The sequence below is a fragment of the Paenibacillus sp. FSL R10-2788 genome (genome assembly GCF_038003885.1).
GTDB lineage: Bacteria > Bacillota > Bacilli > Paenibacillales > Paenibacillaceae > Paenibacillus_AQ > Paenibacillus_AQ odorifer.
In genome coordinates this window covers 16,958-31,467 of the sequence record NZ_JBBOQA010000001.1, presented here as the reverse complement: position 1 = coordinate 31,467, position 14,510 = coordinate 16,958, and the positions used below count along the sequence as shown (strand labels likewise).

General features: G+C 46.5%; 10 protein-coding genes and 3 rRNA genes. 1 reads left to right on the top strand and 12 read right to left on the bottom strand.

Features of this window, described 5'->3' with window-relative positions; genetic code table 11:
• Window positions 1-112: 112 nt before the first annotated feature.
• A complete protein-coding gene (locus NSQ50_RS00125) occupies window positions 113-298 on the bottom strand; it encodes a sigma factor G inhibitor Gin (protein ID WP_036678851.1) in 186 nt (61 codons plus the stop codon).
• Window positions 299-507: 209 nt separating this feature from the next.
• Here NSQ50_RS00125 and NSQ50_RS00120 point away from each other — a divergent pair, with 209 nt between their 5' ends.
• Window positions 508-1,032, top strand: a complete 525-nt coding sequence (locus NSQ50_RS00120) for a hypothetical protein (protein WP_076105826.1) — start codon at window positions 508-510, stop codon at window positions 1,030-1,032.
• A 60-nt stretch (window positions 1,033-1,092) separates the two neighbouring features.
• Here the strand turns inward: NSQ50_RS00120 and NSQ50_RS00115 are convergent, their stop codons facing one another.
• From NSQ50_RS00115 to NSQ50_RS00065, 11 genes are all read right to left on the bottom strand, one after another.
• On the bottom strand, window positions 1,093-1,506 hold the full coding sequence (locus NSQ50_RS00115; protein WP_076225109.1) for a hypothetical protein: 414 nt from the start codon (window positions 1,504-1,506) through the stop codon (window positions 1,093-1,095).
• 259 nt (window positions 1,507-1,765) lie between these two features.
• A 5S ribosomal RNA gene (rrf, locus tag NSQ50_RS00110) occupies window positions 1,766-1,882 on the bottom strand.
• A 128-nt stretch (window positions 1,883-2,010) separates the two neighbouring features.
• A 23S ribosomal RNA gene (locus NSQ50_RS00105) occupies window positions 2,011-4,936 on the bottom strand.
• A 262-nt stretch (window positions 4,937-5,198) separates the two neighbouring features.
• A 16S ribosomal RNA gene (locus tag NSQ50_RS00100) occupies window positions 5,199-6,756 on the bottom strand.
• Together the 16S, 23S and 5S rRNA genes form the textbook arrangement of a ribosomal RNA operon.
• A 425-nt stretch (window positions 6,757-7,181) precedes the next feature.
• Entirely contained in the window at window positions 7,182-8,330 is a 1,149-nt protein-coding gene (locus NSQ50_RS00095) for an amidohydrolase family protein (RefSeq protein ID WP_340949234.1), read from the bottom strand.
• Between the two features lie 2 nt (window positions 8,331-8,332).
• The gene (locus NSQ50_RS00090) at window positions 8,333-9,391 is read right to left on the bottom strand and encodes a pyridoxal-phosphate-dependent aminotransferase family protein (protein WP_076225288.1); all 1,059 of its coding nucleotides are present in this window, start codon (window positions 9,389-9,391) and stop codon (window positions 8,333-8,335) included.
• Window positions 9,392-9,412: 21 nt separating this feature from the next.
• On the bottom strand, window positions 9,413-10,162 hold the full coding sequence (locus NSQ50_RS00085) for an ABC transporter ATP-binding protein (protein ID WP_036682553.1): 750 nt from the start codon (window positions 10,160-10,162) through the stop codon (window positions 9,413-9,415).
• A complete protein-coding gene (locus tag NSQ50_RS00080; protein WP_036682551.1) occupies window positions 10,153-10,917 on the bottom strand; it encodes an ABC transporter ATP-binding protein in 765 nt (254 codons plus the stop codon). Before NSQ50_RS00080 ends, NSQ50_RS00085 begins: the two co-directional genes overlap by 10 nt.
• Window positions 10,917-11,783 (bottom strand): ABC transporter permease, encoded by an 867-nt coding sequence (locus NSQ50_RS00075; RefSeq protein ID WP_094903843.1) that lies wholly within the window; start codon window positions 11,781-11,783, stop codon window positions 10,917-10,919. Before NSQ50_RS00075 ends, NSQ50_RS00080 begins: the two co-directional genes overlap by 1 nt.
• Complete coding sequence (locus NSQ50_RS00070; protein ID WP_063829812.1) at window positions 11,780-12,769, bottom strand: ABC transporter permease; 990 nt, start codon at window positions 12,767-12,769, stop codon at window positions 11,780-11,782. The genes NSQ50_RS00075 and NSQ50_RS00070 overlap by 4 nt, the downstream gene beginning before the upstream one ends.
• Window positions 12,766-14,382 carry an ABC transporter substrate-binding protein gene (locus NSQ50_RS00065; protein WP_036682548.1) on the bottom strand — a complete coding sequence of 539 codons (1,617 nt, stop codon included), beginning with the start codon at window positions 14,380-14,382 and terminating at the stop codon, window positions 12,766-12,768. Before NSQ50_RS00065 ends, NSQ50_RS00070 begins: the two co-directional genes overlap by 4 nt.
• Window positions 14,383-14,510: the final 128 nt, after the last annotated feature.

Below are 14,510 nucleotides of genomic sequence, written 5' to 3'. Positions count from 1 at the left end.
GCTCCCCCCGCTTAAACAACGAGGAAGCCGTATATGAATATCTCTAATGCAGCCCTTATATCTTTCATCCAGACCGCTCTCTTATCCGCATCAATTAACAGAGTTACTCTACTTAAGCGTTCTTTTGCAATCCGATCTTTTTCATCTGGCCAATAAAAAAACGGTACTTAGCATCTTCTGCCTCGGTACGGATCATTTCTGCCTCACAATCCTCACAAATAAAATGCGAGACAATCACAATACCTTCTTCTTTTTCCTGTCCACAAATGATACAAGCTTGCCCGGTTTGCTGTTCCATAACCATCCCACCTTGACTCTTTTAAGAACAGTATGATACACCTTCTATCATTTTAAACCTTTTCATAGTTTTTTCATATCCTTCGTTTCGTGTATTATATATATTCCGCTGCCCCCATATCGGTGAATATTCGCCCATAGTTTAATAAAATGCTTTCATTCGCCGATATTAAGAACATATGAATCTGTGAGGAGGTTAGTCTATTTTATATGGAATCCAACACCAAAGGCGCTGCTACATTCTATCAATATAAATTAATCAAAAAAATTAATCTAACGGCACCTCTGCTGCGTGTTTATATTTTGCTCCCTCTTTTGGTCCTTGTGCTCGAGACAGTCTTTCTTTCTTGGTGGAGTATTCTCTACTTAATTATAGCTGCTCCGGTTATGTTCTGGGTTCAATATGTTATTTCACGCTCAGTACTTCTAATCTCCGGGCATCCTATTTCAAAAAGATGGTCCATCTCATTTAAAATCCCGTGGCTTGGCTTCATGCCAGATCAACACATTAGTTACCGCATTTTCCGTAAAGTACAGTTACATAATTTTTATATTGGTCTTTGTATTGCAGCTCTCTTTATTTTTTGGTCACCACCGGCATTTACAGTATCCCTGATTATTTGCCACTTGTGGCTTTTACTACCCCGTCTCTATACACTGTTCAAAATAAATCAACGCAACAAGGAAGGCATGCTGAAGTTTAATCCAACCGATGCCTCCTATTACTCTCAATAGAGTACGGTTAACCTGTATTCGCATATAAATAAATCGCCATCCATAAAGGACGGCGATTATTTATTTTGTCTTAAGACCTTTAATTAAGGCCTTCTTTTCTTTAGGAATCATAACTATAAAATAATCATCATGTACTGTTAAATGAACCGTTACTCCATCCTTCTGAAAAACACCAGATGAATCGGCATTCCCCTCTTCCTGTTCAACCCATCCCCAGGCCTTAATAGTATCCATATACTCCTCTGGGATACCATTCTTCTCCTTTAATCCAGGTAAAGAATAACGTACATAATCCATAGCAACGTTTGTCGTAGTCTGGTCTGGTGAGTACGCCTCTTGGGGTACAGGGAAATTCTTCTCGTTTAGCGCACCCTCAAAAGCATCCCAGCTGGGCGCTTTCGTACCGCAGCCTGCCAGTATTAAAGCTACTATACACGAAAAAATTAATATCTTAATAATTCTTGTTTGTTTCATGCCTTAAATCCTCCTTACCTCCACAATGCATCTAAAGACACAAGAAAATTCAAAGTTAGAATTTATGAGTAGTTCCTTCGTATTAGAGATGTTGCTTATTATTTGCACTTATCTATTATACTTGTATCGACCTCTGCGTCGGTAACAAAAATGTCACTCAATTACAGCCCCTTCAGATGTTGTACTCCCCTTCAAATATCACTCTTGTCCAAAAAAAAACAAAAAAGCCACTGCTGATAAATCAACAATGGCTTAATGTGCTTGGCAACGTCCTACTCTCCCAGGACCCTTCGGTCCAAGTACCATCGGCGCTGGAGGGCTTAACGGTCGTGTTCGGGATGGGTACGCGTGGAACCCCTCCGCTATCGCCACCAAACATGCGTCTGTGAAACAGACGCTGCCGCGTGAAATTCGGTTCATCACCAGAAGTGACAATGAATTTCTAAGCGTATTTCAGGCTTGATGCCTGAAAACTGAATCCGAAACGAATCTGCATTCTACGTATAGGATAAGCCCTCGACCGATTAGTATTGGTCAGCTCCATGCATTACTGCACTTCCACCTCCAACCTATCTACCTCGTCGTCTTCAAGGGGTCTTACTAATTGGGAAATCTCATCTTGAGGGGGCTTCACGCTTAGATGCTTTCAGCGCTTATCCCGTCCGTACGTAGCTACCCAGCCATGCTCCTGGCGGAACAACTGGTGCACCAGCGGTACGTCCATCCCGGTCCTCTCGTACTAAGGACAGCTCCTCTCAAATTTCCTGCGCCCACGACAGATAGGGACCGAACTGTCTCACGACGTTCTGAACCCAGCTCGCGTACCGCTTTAATGGGCGAACAGCCCAACCCTTGGGACCTACTTCAGCCCCAGGATGCGATGAGCCGACATCGAGGTGCCAAACCTCCCCGTCGATGTGGACTCTTGGGGGAGATAAGCCTGTTATCCCCAGGGTAGCTTTTATCCGTTGAGCGATGGCCCTTCCATGCGGTACCACCGGATCACTAAGTCCGACTTTCGTCCCTGCTCGACTTGTAGGTCTCGCAGTCAAGCTCCCTTATGCCTTTGCACTCTGCGAATGATTTCCAACCATTCTGAGGGAACCTTGGAACGCCTCCGTTACTCTTTAGGAGGCGACCGCCCCAGTCAAACTGCCCGCCTGACACGGTCCCCGTACCCGATAAGGGCACTAGGTTAGAACCTAGATACGATCAGGGTGGTATCCCAACGGCGCCTCCACCGAAGCTTGCGCTCCGATTTCTACGGCTCCCACCTATCCTGTACAGATCGTACCCAAATTCAATATCAAGCTGCAGTAAAGCTCCATGGGGTCTTTCCGTCTTGTCGCGGGTAACCTGCATCTTCACAGGTATTAAAATTTCACCGGATCTCTCGTTGAGACAGCGCCCAAGTCGTTACGCCATTCGTGCGGGTCAGAATTTACCTGACAAGGAATTTCGCTACCTTAGGACCGTTATAGTTACGGCCGCCGTTTACTGGGGCTTCGGTTCATAGCTTCGGGTTACCCCTAACCACTCCCCTTAACCTTCCAGCACCGGGCAGGCGTCAGCCCGTATACTTCGCCTTGCGGCTTCGCACAGACCTGTGTTTTTGCTAAACAGTCGCTTGGGCCTTTTCACTGCGGCCCCCTCGTGCTATTCACACTACCGGGGCACCCCTTCTCCCGAAGTTACGGGGTCATTTTGCCGAGTTCCTTAACGAGAGTTCTTCCGCGCGCCTTAGAATTCTCTTCTCGCCTACCTGTGTCGGTTTGCGGTACGGGCACCTTCTCCTGGCTAGAGGCTTTTCTTGGCAGTGTGAGATCATGACCTTCGCTACTATAATTTTCGCTCCCCATCACAGCCCAGCCTTATCGATGTGCGGATTTGCCTACACATCAGCCTCACTGCTTAGACGGACATCCATCAGTCCGCGTCACTACCCTCCTGCGTCACCCCATCGCTCATAGCGGATTACGGTGGTACAGTAATTTCAAACTGTTGTCCTTCGACTACGCCTTTCGGCCTCGCCTTAGGTCCCGACTTACCCTGAGCGGACGAGCCTTCCTCAGGAAACCTTGGGCTTTCGGCGGATCAGATTCTCACTGATCTTTTCGTTACTCATACCGGCATTCTCACTTGTGTAGTGTCCAGCGCTCTTTTCAGTACACCTTCAACCCCTACACAACGCTCCCCTACCCCAGATACATACGTATCTAGCCATAGCTTCGGTGGTGTGTTTAGCCCCGTTACATTTTCGGCGCAGAGTCACTCGACCAGTGAGCTATTACGCACTCTTTCAATGGTGGCTGCTTCTAAGCCAACATCCTGGTTGTCTGTGCAACTCCACATCCTTTCCCACTTAACACACACTTGGGGACCTTAGCTGATGGTCTGGGCTGTTTCCCTTTTGACAATGGATCTTAGCACTCACTGTCTGACTCCCGGCAATAAGTATATGGCATTCGGAGTTTGACTGAGCTTGGTAATCCTTGCGGACCCCGCACCCAATCAGTGCTCTACCTCCACTACTCTTATACCGAGGCTAGCCCTAAAGCTATTTCGGGGAGAACCAGCTATCTCCGAGTTCGATTGGAATTTCTCCGCTACCCCCACCTCATCCCCGCACTTTTCAACGTACGTGGGTTCGGGCCTCCAGTGCGTGTTACCGCACCTTCACCCTGGACAGGGGTAGATCACACGGTTTCGGGTCTACGTCCACATACTCATTCGCCCTATTCAGACTCGCTTTCGCTGCGGCTCCACCTTCTCGGCTTAACCTTGCATGTTAAACGTAACTCGCCGGTTCATTCTACAAAAGGCACGCCATCACCCATAGATCGGGCTCTGACTTTTTGTAAGCACACGGTTTCAGGTTCTATTTCACTCCCCTTCCGGGGTGCTTTTCACCTTTCCCTCACGGTACTGTTTCACTATCGGTCGCCAGGTAGTATTTAGCCTTAGCAGATGGTCCTGCTGGATTCATACGGGGTTTCACGTGCCCCGCACTACTCGGGATCCGTCTCGGAGAGAACACAGTTTAGGTTACAGGGCTTTTACCTCTATCGCGGGCCTTTCCAGACCTCTTCACCTACCATATTCCTTTGTAACTCCATGTGAGACGTCCCACAACCCCTAAGAGCAAGCTCTTAGGTTTAGGCTGTTCCGCGTTCGCTCGCCGCTACTGACGGAATCACTATTGTTTTCTCTTCCTCAGGGTACTTAGATGTTTCAGTTCCCCTGGTCTGCCTCTACATTTCCTATGTATTCAGAAATGAGTAACTGCGAATTACCACAGCTGGGTTTCCCCATTCGGACACCCCCGGATCAAAGCTTGCTTACAGCTCCCCGAGGCAGTTTCGTTGTTCGCCACGTCCTTCGTCGGCTCCTGGCGCCTAGGCATCCTCCGTGTGCTCTTATTAGCTTAACCTTGATTCTTCCGTAGGAAAATATCATACGATGATATTCTCTTTGGAATCATCTCACTAATAACATTTACTTGTTTGCACAAGTTGCTAAAAGATGTTCTAAAACGCAAATTCGTTTCGGTATCCAGTTTTCAAGGATCAAGTCTTACTTGAGAGCTTAAACTCTCAAAACTGAGCAACGAGTGAGTAACAGGCCTAAACCTGAGTTTTGGAAGCTGAGCTTCCGATTTGAATGTCCTCATTGCAGAGAACGATTCTCCATAGAAAGGAGGTGATCCAGCCGCACCTTCCGATACGGCTACCTTGTTACGACTTCACCCCAATCATCTACCCCACCTTCGGCGGCTGGCTCCCTTGCGGGTTACCCCACCGACTTCGGGTGTTGTAAACTCTCGTGGTGTGACGGGCGGTGTGTACAAGACCCGGGAACGTATTCACCGCGGCATGCTGATCCGCGATTACTAGCAATTCCGACTTCATGCAGGCGAGTTGCAGCCTGCAATCCGAACTGAGACCGGCTTTGATGGGATTGGCTCCACCTCGCGGCTTCGCTTCCCGTTGTACCGGCCATTGTAGTACGTGTGTAGCCCAGGTCATAAGGGGCATGATGATTTGACGTCATCCCCACCTTCCTCCGGTTTGTCACCGGCAGTCACTCTAGAGTGCCCAGCTTAACCTGCTGGCAACTAAAGTTAAGGGTTGCGCTCGTTGCGGGACTTAACCCAACATCTCACGACACGAGCTGACGACAACCATGCACCACCTGTCTCCTCTGTCCCGAAGGCCGCTGCTATCTCTAGCAGATTCAGAGGGATGTCAAGACCTGGTAAGGTTCTTCGCGTTGCTTCGAATTAAACCACATACTCCACTGCTTGTGCGGGTCCCCGTCAATTCCTTTGAGTTTCAGTCTTGCGACCGTACTCCCCAGGCGGAGTGCTTACTGTGTTAACTTCGGCACCAAGGGTATCGAAACCCCTAACACCTAGCACTCATCGTTTACGGCGTGGACTACCAGGGTATCTAATCCTGTTTGCTCCCCACGCTTTCGCGCCTCAGCGTCAGTTACAGCCCAGAAAGTCGCCTTCGCCACTGGTGTTCCTCCACATATCTACGCATTTCACCGCTACACGTGGAATTCCACTTTCCTCTTCTGTACTCAAGCCACCCAGTTTCCAGTGCGACCTCAGGTTGAGCCCAAGGTTTAAACACCAGACTTAAATAGCCGCCTGCGCGCGCTTTACGCCCAATAATTCCGGACAACGCTTGCCCCCTACGTATTACCGCGGCTGCTGGCACGTAGTTAGCCGGGGCTTTCTTCTCAGGTACCGTCACTCCGATAGCAGTTACTCTACCGGACGTTCTTCCCTGGCAACAGAGCTTTACGATCCGAAAACCTTCATCACTCACGCGGCGTTGCTCCGTCAGGCTTTCGCCCATTGCGGAAGATTCCCTACTGCTGCCTCCCGTAGGAGTCTGGGCCGTGTCTCAGTCCCAGTGTGGCCGTTCACCCTCTCAGGTCGGCTACGCATCGTCGCCTTGGTGGGCCGTTACCCCACCAACTAGCTAATGCGCCGCAGGCCCATCCCTCAGTGACAGATTGCTCCGTCTTTCATTCTTCTCTCAGGAGAAAAAAGAAATTATCCGGTATTAGCTACCGTTTCCGGTAGTTATCCCAGTCTGAAGGGCAGGTTGCCTACGTGTTACTCACCCGTCCGCCGCTAAGTCATTTTGAAAGCAAGCTTTCAAAATGACTCCGCTCGACTTGCATGTATTAGGCACGCCGCCAGCGTTCGTCCTGAGCCAGGATCAAACTCTCCAATTAGTATTGAAAAGAGCGATATGCTCATTTTGAAACATCTGACGAGAAAATTAATTCTCTAATTTTGGATTTCACTTGCGTGATTTCCTACTCACTCGTTGTTCAGTTTTCAAAGATCAAGTTCTCGTTGGCGCCGTTTAATGTCTCAGCAGCAACTCTTATACTATATCATGTTCGGCTATTTAATGTCAAGCTCTTTTTTTAACTTCTTTTTCGAGCTCGGCATGTGTATTTCTTGGCCGGACTTAGAATATATCATGTATAGAGATTCATTGCAAGAGTTTTTTTATATAAAATCAAAAGCATAAAGCATCATCTATGTATTATCGTATTATAATAACTACCTCCACTTATCATCTAATTATCTAGAAAGTAAAAAACAACTGCAGAAGATAACAGTTGTTTTTTTAGAAGAAGCTTAGACGATTCTAGATTAATTCCGCTTCCTTCGCTTCAGTAATTACGGCAACGATATTGTTTCGAAGGGCATCTGCATCGTGCGCTTCGTATGGATCCACTTTGAAAACAACAGCATCTGCAATAAAGCCTTCTGCAATTTGCCCCAGCTCGTTACCGCTCCCCAGAATATCAGCAGCACTTTTAGTCGCAGCCTGCCACGCTTCTCTCCGAGTTAAGCCATAATCAATCAATGTATCCAGTTCTTGAAGGTTATAGCCATGTAGTGCAGGTGTGGCATAATCTGTACCGAATCCAATACGAACGCCTTCTCTTTTTGCATAATGAATGGCCTTGGAATGACATTCGGCAGCGCGGGCAGCTCGGTCGCAAATGATCGGGTTTAACGCTAGAACGCCTTTTGGGTCTGCAGCAATACGATAAATTGATGTGGTGGGCACAAACGCTACCCCCGAGTTAGCAAGTCTTCCTGCCTGATCCTCAGTTAAAAACATCCCATGCTCTATTGATTCCACGCCGGCCTGGATGGACCAGTCTATCGTCACTCCACCCCAGGTATGAACCAGTACCTTCTTATCATGGACATGTGCATTACGAACAATGAACGCGAACTCTTCGGAAAAGATCGGGTCAACGACTTTCTCGGTAGGTGCTCCAAGCCCGCCTGTGGCCATGATTTTTATCCAACCCGCTCCTGTAGCAAAGATTTCCGCCATGCGTTGTTCTAAATGCTTGAGACCACGGGCATCTGCTGCTCCAATCATATCGCTACTGGTCTGCACTCTTAATGGATGCTGATATTGCTGAACAAGATGCTGCACAGTGCTCGGCAGAATCCCACCTGCATCACGGGCAGTCGTTACACCCGTCCTAAGAGTAGCTTCAAAAGCTTGTGCCTGCATAATTTCGATTTGGTTGGCATCGCGCTTCAATTGATCAGAGTGGTCAAAATCTGTCCAAGCTAAATGCGTATGAAGATCAATAATACCCGGACTTAGCCACAGATCTGTTCCTGCAAGATTTGACTCCACTTGATGCGGCTCCGCTTCAGTAATGGATGAAAAACGACCATCCTTTATCACGACATCAAAACGTCTGCCTTCGATACCTGCTATAAAAATATCATTGAACGTTTGCAGCTCTGGATGCTTAAGGATCATCTTCATTCCCCCCATGCCAGCCGAACAGCTGCTAATGCCTGAACAGGGTCTTGTTTCAACAGTTCGGCAAGCGTGGATATAGCCTTCTCCACACTTTGCCGCTCAGCATTCGTTCCAAAATGGTTGATCCGTAGAAGATGGCCAAATAATTCTCCGTGTCCGGGAGCCACAATGCCTATAGGCTGCTCAATCCGCAACTCTTGCTTTCCAGAAATCCGCACCGTTGTAGTCAGCGTAGAATAATGTCTGCTGTCCTTTTGCCAAGGCTCAAGCCCCAAGGATTTAATACCAGCTACAGCAGCTGCTGCGGCTCGCTCATGGCGTTTGATTACTTGATCCAATCCTTCTTCTTCAATTCGTGTCAAAGCTTGAATCAAGGCTCTAGCCTCCAGCGTAGGAATGTTTGGGGCAACCCGCAGTGGCGCGGCGTCTCCCAGTGATGGTTTCAGATCCAGCAAGGATAAAATAGAATTGCGTGGAGCATTTTCATTCGACTCAAGAAATTCCCAGCCACGTGGAGAAATACTTACGGCACTAACACCGTTGGGTCCAGCTAAGGCTTTTTGCGCACCTATAACTGCAAAATCAACGGACCATTCATCCACCAGCAGGGCCTCTCCCCCAACCGCAGATACGGAGTCCGACACAGTAATAAGATTGAACTCTTTTGCAATTTCAAATATTTCTTTAGCAGGATTAGAGCCTCCAGTAACCACTTCAGCTTGAACAAAAGAAAGGGCACAGGGTTTAAACTCCTTAATCGCGGAAGCAACTTGGTCGCTAGTGACCACTTCATCAAAAGGAACCTTCACTTCAACAACCGTTGCTCCACCCCGCTCAAGCCATTTTCCAAATAAACTTCCATAGGGACCTGTTACTATATTTACAATGGTTCGACCAGGTGCAGCTATTCCGGCGGCTACCGCCTCGATTCCAAGGATTGCCTCAGCCGGGATGATAACTGGAGGGTGCTCAGTAAACAAAACTTTGGAAATTAAATGTGTTAGCTTATTGTACTCAGCCAGTGAAAGTGGCACGTATCCTTTATGTTCTCGGTTCATAAGAAAACCTCCTGATGTACTTTATTTTGGCATTTTCGGAACCGCTGACAACAGCTCATAACTGTATTCATGTTTAGGACGGATGAAGAATTGGTCCCGCGGACTCTGCTCCACGAGCTTTCCTTGCCGCATAACTGCTACCGTATCACTAATTGCATTGATTACACCTAGATCATGAGAAATAAAAAGCATGGTGAGATTAAGCTCAGCCTTCAGCGTATTAAACAGTTCGAGCACACTAAGCTGCACAGATACATCCAACGCACTTGTAGGTTCATCCGCGATCAGGATGCTTGGCTCAACACTTAATGCACGAGCGATCGCTATCCGTTGACGCTGGCCGCCGGAAAATTCATGTGGGAATTTGTCTAAGGCCTTCTGTTCTAAATGAACTTGATTCAAAAGCTCTTTGCATCTTTGTTCAACACCTGTACGCCCCACTATTTTATGAAACAATAAGGGCTCGGAAAGAATTTGCCTAATCGAATGTTTAGGATTTAGCGAAGCATCTGGATTTTGGAATATCATCTGGATTGTTTTGTGCTGCTCACGGCTTCTTTTCTTTTTTAATTCTTGGATACCTAACAGAATCTGCCCCTCATTTGGGGCAATCAGTCCAGCAATTACTCGCGCCAGCGTAGATTTCCCTGATCCCGATTCTCCAACAAGCCCAAGGGTGGTGTGTTGCTCAAGATTCAGATTGATACGATCCAGTGCAGTAAAGCCGCCATAATGAACAGTTAAATCTTTTATTTGCAAGGCTAATTCCATGAGTCTCTACTCCCTTCAAGCTCTGGTAAAGGAAGCACCGAATCAATCAGCATCTGTGTGTAAGGGTCTTTTGGATTTTGCAAAATATCAAGGGTATTGCCCTGCTCAACAATCTGTCCCTGTTTCATTACACATAGCCGTGAACACAAGTTTGCTGCAATCGCTAGGTTATGCGTAACAAATACCATGGCAAAACTGAGCTCATGCTGGAGGCTCGTGATCGTCTCAATAATTTGCCGTTGAACCGTGACGTCCAGCGCCGTTGTCGGTTCATCACAGAGAAGTATGCCTGGCTTGCACGCCAGTGCCAGAGCGATGACTACCCGTTGACACTGACCGCCTGACAGCTGACTCGGATACCGGTCCTTTTTCTTCAATGAATCGGGGAGACCAAGCCTTTCGAGCAGTTCCAGTGCAATTACCCGCGAGGTCTTACGGCTTACTCTCTGTCTGTAATACACAACTTCAGCCAGTTGTTTGACAACCGTACAGAGCGGATCAAGCGCTCCTCTTGGATCTTGAAAGACCATCGCACTGCTTACGTCACTTTTAATGGTGCCACCAGTCTGTTCAACACCATTTGGAAGCAAGCCTAAAATTGCACGCAGCGTAAGCGATTTTCCTGATCCCGATTCACCTACTAATCCCAGACTCTCCCCTTTACCCAGCGAAAAACTAACATTATTGACCAATCTGTCATTTGACTTAGCTGCCAGCGATAGCGCCTCTATTTCTAAAATGGGTTGTATAGACATTATTTTTTCCTCCATATGTCTGCCAAACCATCACCTAGGAGCGACAAAGCTATCCCCGTATACACCACTGCAAATCCCGGCACGGCCGAGAGCCACCAAGCTGTAGTGATGAAGGGCTGCCCATCTGAAATCATTGTCCCCCAGTCAGGAGTTGGCGGTGTAATGCCGATACCAAGATACCCGAGCGTAACAATGGCAACAAGCAATCCAATCATATCTGTCATAAGGACGACCACGGCTTGCGGTAGTACATTAGGCAGGAGATGACGTAAAATAATTTTCACTCCAGGTAGCCCTAAGGTTTGAGCGGATGCCACCCATTCCTGATTGCGAAAAGAAGCACTAAGACCTCTGACGACACGGGCAAAGACAATCCATCCTACAAAGATAAAAGTAATATAAATGCCCCGTTCTCCTGCTCCACTAGCAAAAGCAACGATAATAACGATCAGATAAAAAGGAAAGGCGATGAATGTATCTGACAACAGCGTAATAACTGTATCGATCCATTTGCCGTAATATCCTGCCAGCATTCCTAGAAATACACCTGTGCAAAAGGGAATGATTTCTGCCAAGACCATGATTTTCAAATCAGTCCTCGCTGCATAAATCAGTCTGGTAAACAGATCACGCCCTAATTGATCAGTTCCCAACCAATGTTCGCCTGACGGAGGCTGTAAAAAGGCACTCAAATTTTGCTCAGAAGGGTCATAAGGACTTATATAAGGTATAAACACAGTCAAGAGAATAAGAGCTGCAAACATAATAATTCCCACTAGAAGTGAAGGGGTATTCCATATTCGCTTTAAGCCGCTTGTTATCTTACCGTCTTCATACAATCGCGAGTCTAGTCTTATAGTTTTCATTGTTTTCCTTTCGTTCTGGGATCAAGCCACCAGGAAATGATTTCAATCAAGAGACTGATGATCACAACAGATAGCGCACAGTAAAGTGCTATTCCTTGAATAACCGGAAAGTCCCGTTTCGAAATTGAAGTGAACAATAAGCTGCCAATTCCCTTAATTCCAAATACCTGCTCAACGACCAAGGTGCCTCCGATTAAATAAGAAATATTCACACCCAGCAGCATTAGCGTAGGAAGAGCAGAGTTGCGCAGCACATGTTTAAATAAAATAACCCTGTTTGGTATGCCCGCAGCCTTAAGGGTGACTACAAAATCCGATTCTAACACTTCAAGCATCTGCGCTCTTAATGAACGAACAAGCGTAGGAACCTGTGAAAAAGCAACAGTGATTGCTGGAAGTGCAAGACTATGCAAGGTTCCGACCCACCCTTCACTTACTCCCCCAACAGGGAACCAGCCAAGCCGGACACTAAAGAGCAAAATTAAAAGTAAGCCAACCCAGAAGATTGGCATACCTAGAGTAATTGTAGGAAAAATACGTATCAAATGGTCCAGCAGTTTATCCTTATGCGTAGCGGCTACCGTAGCGAGCAGAAGAGATACAAAAATCGCCAACACACAAGCCATCACGATGAGCAGCAAAGTAACAGGGGCCCGTTGTGTAATCAACTCTCTTGTTGATGTCCCCATAATAATGGAGTTTCCAGTATCTCCTCGAGTAAACAGCGTCTTCACAAATCGGATGAATTGCTCCCATAAAGGGAGGTCCAGCCCAAGAGTATGATGCATACTCTTGAGCGCCTCAGGGGTGCTGTATTCTCCCAAAATCATTTTTGCTGGATCTCCCGGCACGATTCGAATGATGAAAAAGACTGCTATCATTACACAGAAGATCACTGCCAATGCTTTTATAAGAGATATCACAAGCCAGTTATAAGAACCCTTGCTTCCTTTCGGTTGATTTAACGCCTGCTTAAGATTCATCATTGGCTGATGCGGACATCTTCGAAACGGGCACTGCCGTTCGGTAGAACAACGAGACCGTCAACTGAAGAACGAATACCTTTTAAAACATCTGGATAGTAAAGCGGAATATACGGAACTTCATCAGCAAGGGTCTGCAGCAGCTTAGTATAGATTTGTGCACGTTCATCGCCATCCGCAGTTTTTTGTCCCTCATATAGAAGCTTCGTAACTTCATTATTTGTATAATGCGTCCAATATGATTTGCTGAAGCCTTCCGGATCAGTTTGGAAAGCAATAATTGAGTTCGCTTCAGGGGAATCCGCCTGACCGCTGTTCAGCATTGCCGCAAAATCATATGCGAAGAAACGTTCACGGAAAGTGGCAAGTTCAATCGATTCAATCTCAATCTTAATCCCGATCGTTTGACCCGCTGCCTGAATAATTTGTGCCTCTTGAGCTCTTGTGCTATTACCGGATGCTACAAGTAATTTGGTAGTGAAGCCATTAGGGAAGGCAGATTTTGCAAGCTCCTCCTTGGCTGCTTCGATATTAAAGTTCAGTGCTTTGATTGTATCATTTGCGTTATAAGGAATCGTTGTTGGCAGCAATGAGTTTGCTGTTTGTGCATAACCAAAGGTTAGCGCCTTGGTCAAGCCCTCACGATCAAGCGCCAGCGCCAGAGCGCGACGGACATGCACATCAGAAAAATGTTCATCCAACGTATTAAAGAACAATTGCTCTGTCACCCAACTACCGTTAGTAACTACTTTAGTGTCAGCCCCATCTTTAATCTCATTGGCATTTTGCAGAGCCAAAGATTCAATAGCATTAACTTCTCCAGCCTTCAGCTGGTTAATCGCTTGGCTGTCATCTTCAATCAGCTTATAAACAAGCTTATCAATATAGGGTTTACCTTCTTGCCAGTAGAATGTATTCTTAGTGAAGGTCAGATCACCTGCAGTGTCCCATGTTTCAACAACAAAAGGTCCCGTACCGATTGGTTTCTTGAAGAATTCTTCTTCGGATACTCCACCGAAATTGTTAGGAAGGATACCATTTGAGAAATTAGATAGCTCCGAGATAAATGGTGTATAAGGCTCTTTAAGTGTAATAACAAGCGTTTTGTTATCTTGCGCTTTGATTGTGTCCACCTTTGCAGATATTGCCAGCGGGCCGCCTACCTTCAAGTGCCGCTCAAGAGAGAAAACAGCATCTTCTGCAGTCACATCCGTACCATTTGAAAACTTCAAACCATCACGAAGCTCGAATGTATACGTCAGACCATCTTCACTGATATTATGTGACTTAGCAAGCCAATCTACAATTTCACCTTCGCTGTCAAAAGCGACTAATGATTCAAAGACTTTGTCGATTGCAAAAGCATTGTTGGACGTAATCTGATTATGCAAATCCAGCGAAGTTACAGAAGCAGGTCGTCCATAGACGAAAGTCCCTCCCGTTGCAGGTTCTGCAGTTTGAGGACTTTGAGTTGCCGGACTCGCACTTTCCTGTGCCTCTTTATTTGAATCAGCCTTATTATTAGACCCCGAGCACCCTGCAATTAACATCAATAGCAAAACTGCTATTGCCCCCAACAGAATCGGTTTCTTAATAGATACACTAAAGTATGACATAATTCGCTCCCCCTATAATTCTTATATGTTTAGTATGAATTGTATTATGGGTTAAACACTGTAGTCTGTCAAACATAATTTAATTTGCAACAATCCTTAAGTAAATATACATAACAAAAAAGACCACT

Coding starts and splice junctions, on each gene's coding strand:
- NSQ50_RS00125 (WP_036678851.1), bottom strand. CDS start 298: ATGGAACAGCAAACCGGGCAAGCTTGTATCATTTGTGGACAGGAAAAA.
- NSQ50_RS00120 (WP_076105826.1), top strand. CDS start 508: ATGGAATCCAACACCAAAGGCGCTGCTACATTCTATCAATATAAATTA.
- NSQ50_RS00115 (WP_076225109.1), bottom strand. CDS start 1,506: ATGAAACAAACAAGAATTATTAAGATATTAATTTTTTCGTGTATAGTA.
- NSQ50_RS00095 (WP_340949234.1), bottom strand. CDS start 8,330: ATGATCCTTAAGCATCCAGAGCTGCAAACGTTCAATGATATTTTTATA.
- NSQ50_RS00090 (WP_076225288.1), bottom strand. CDS start 9,391: ATGAACCGAGAACATAAAGGATACGTGCCACTTTCACTGGCTGAGTAC.
- NSQ50_RS00085 (WP_036682553.1), bottom strand. CDS start 10,162: ATGGAATTAGCCTTGCAAATAAAAGATTTAACTGTTCATTATGGCGGC.
- NSQ50_RS00080 (WP_036682551.1), bottom strand. CDS start 10,917: ATGTCTATACAACCCATTTTAGAAATAGAGGCGCTATCGCTGGCAGCT.
- NSQ50_RS00075 (WP_094903843.1), bottom strand. CDS start 11,783: ATGAAAACTATAAGACTAGACTCGCGATTGTATGAAGACGGTAAGATA.
- NSQ50_RS00070 (WP_063829812.1), bottom strand. CDS start 12,769: ATGATGAATCTTAAGCAGGCGTTAAATCAACCGAAAGGAAGCAAGGGT.
- NSQ50_RS00065 (WP_036682548.1), bottom strand. CDS start 14,382: ATGTCATACTTTAGTGTATCTATTAAGAAACCGATTCTGTTGGGGGCA.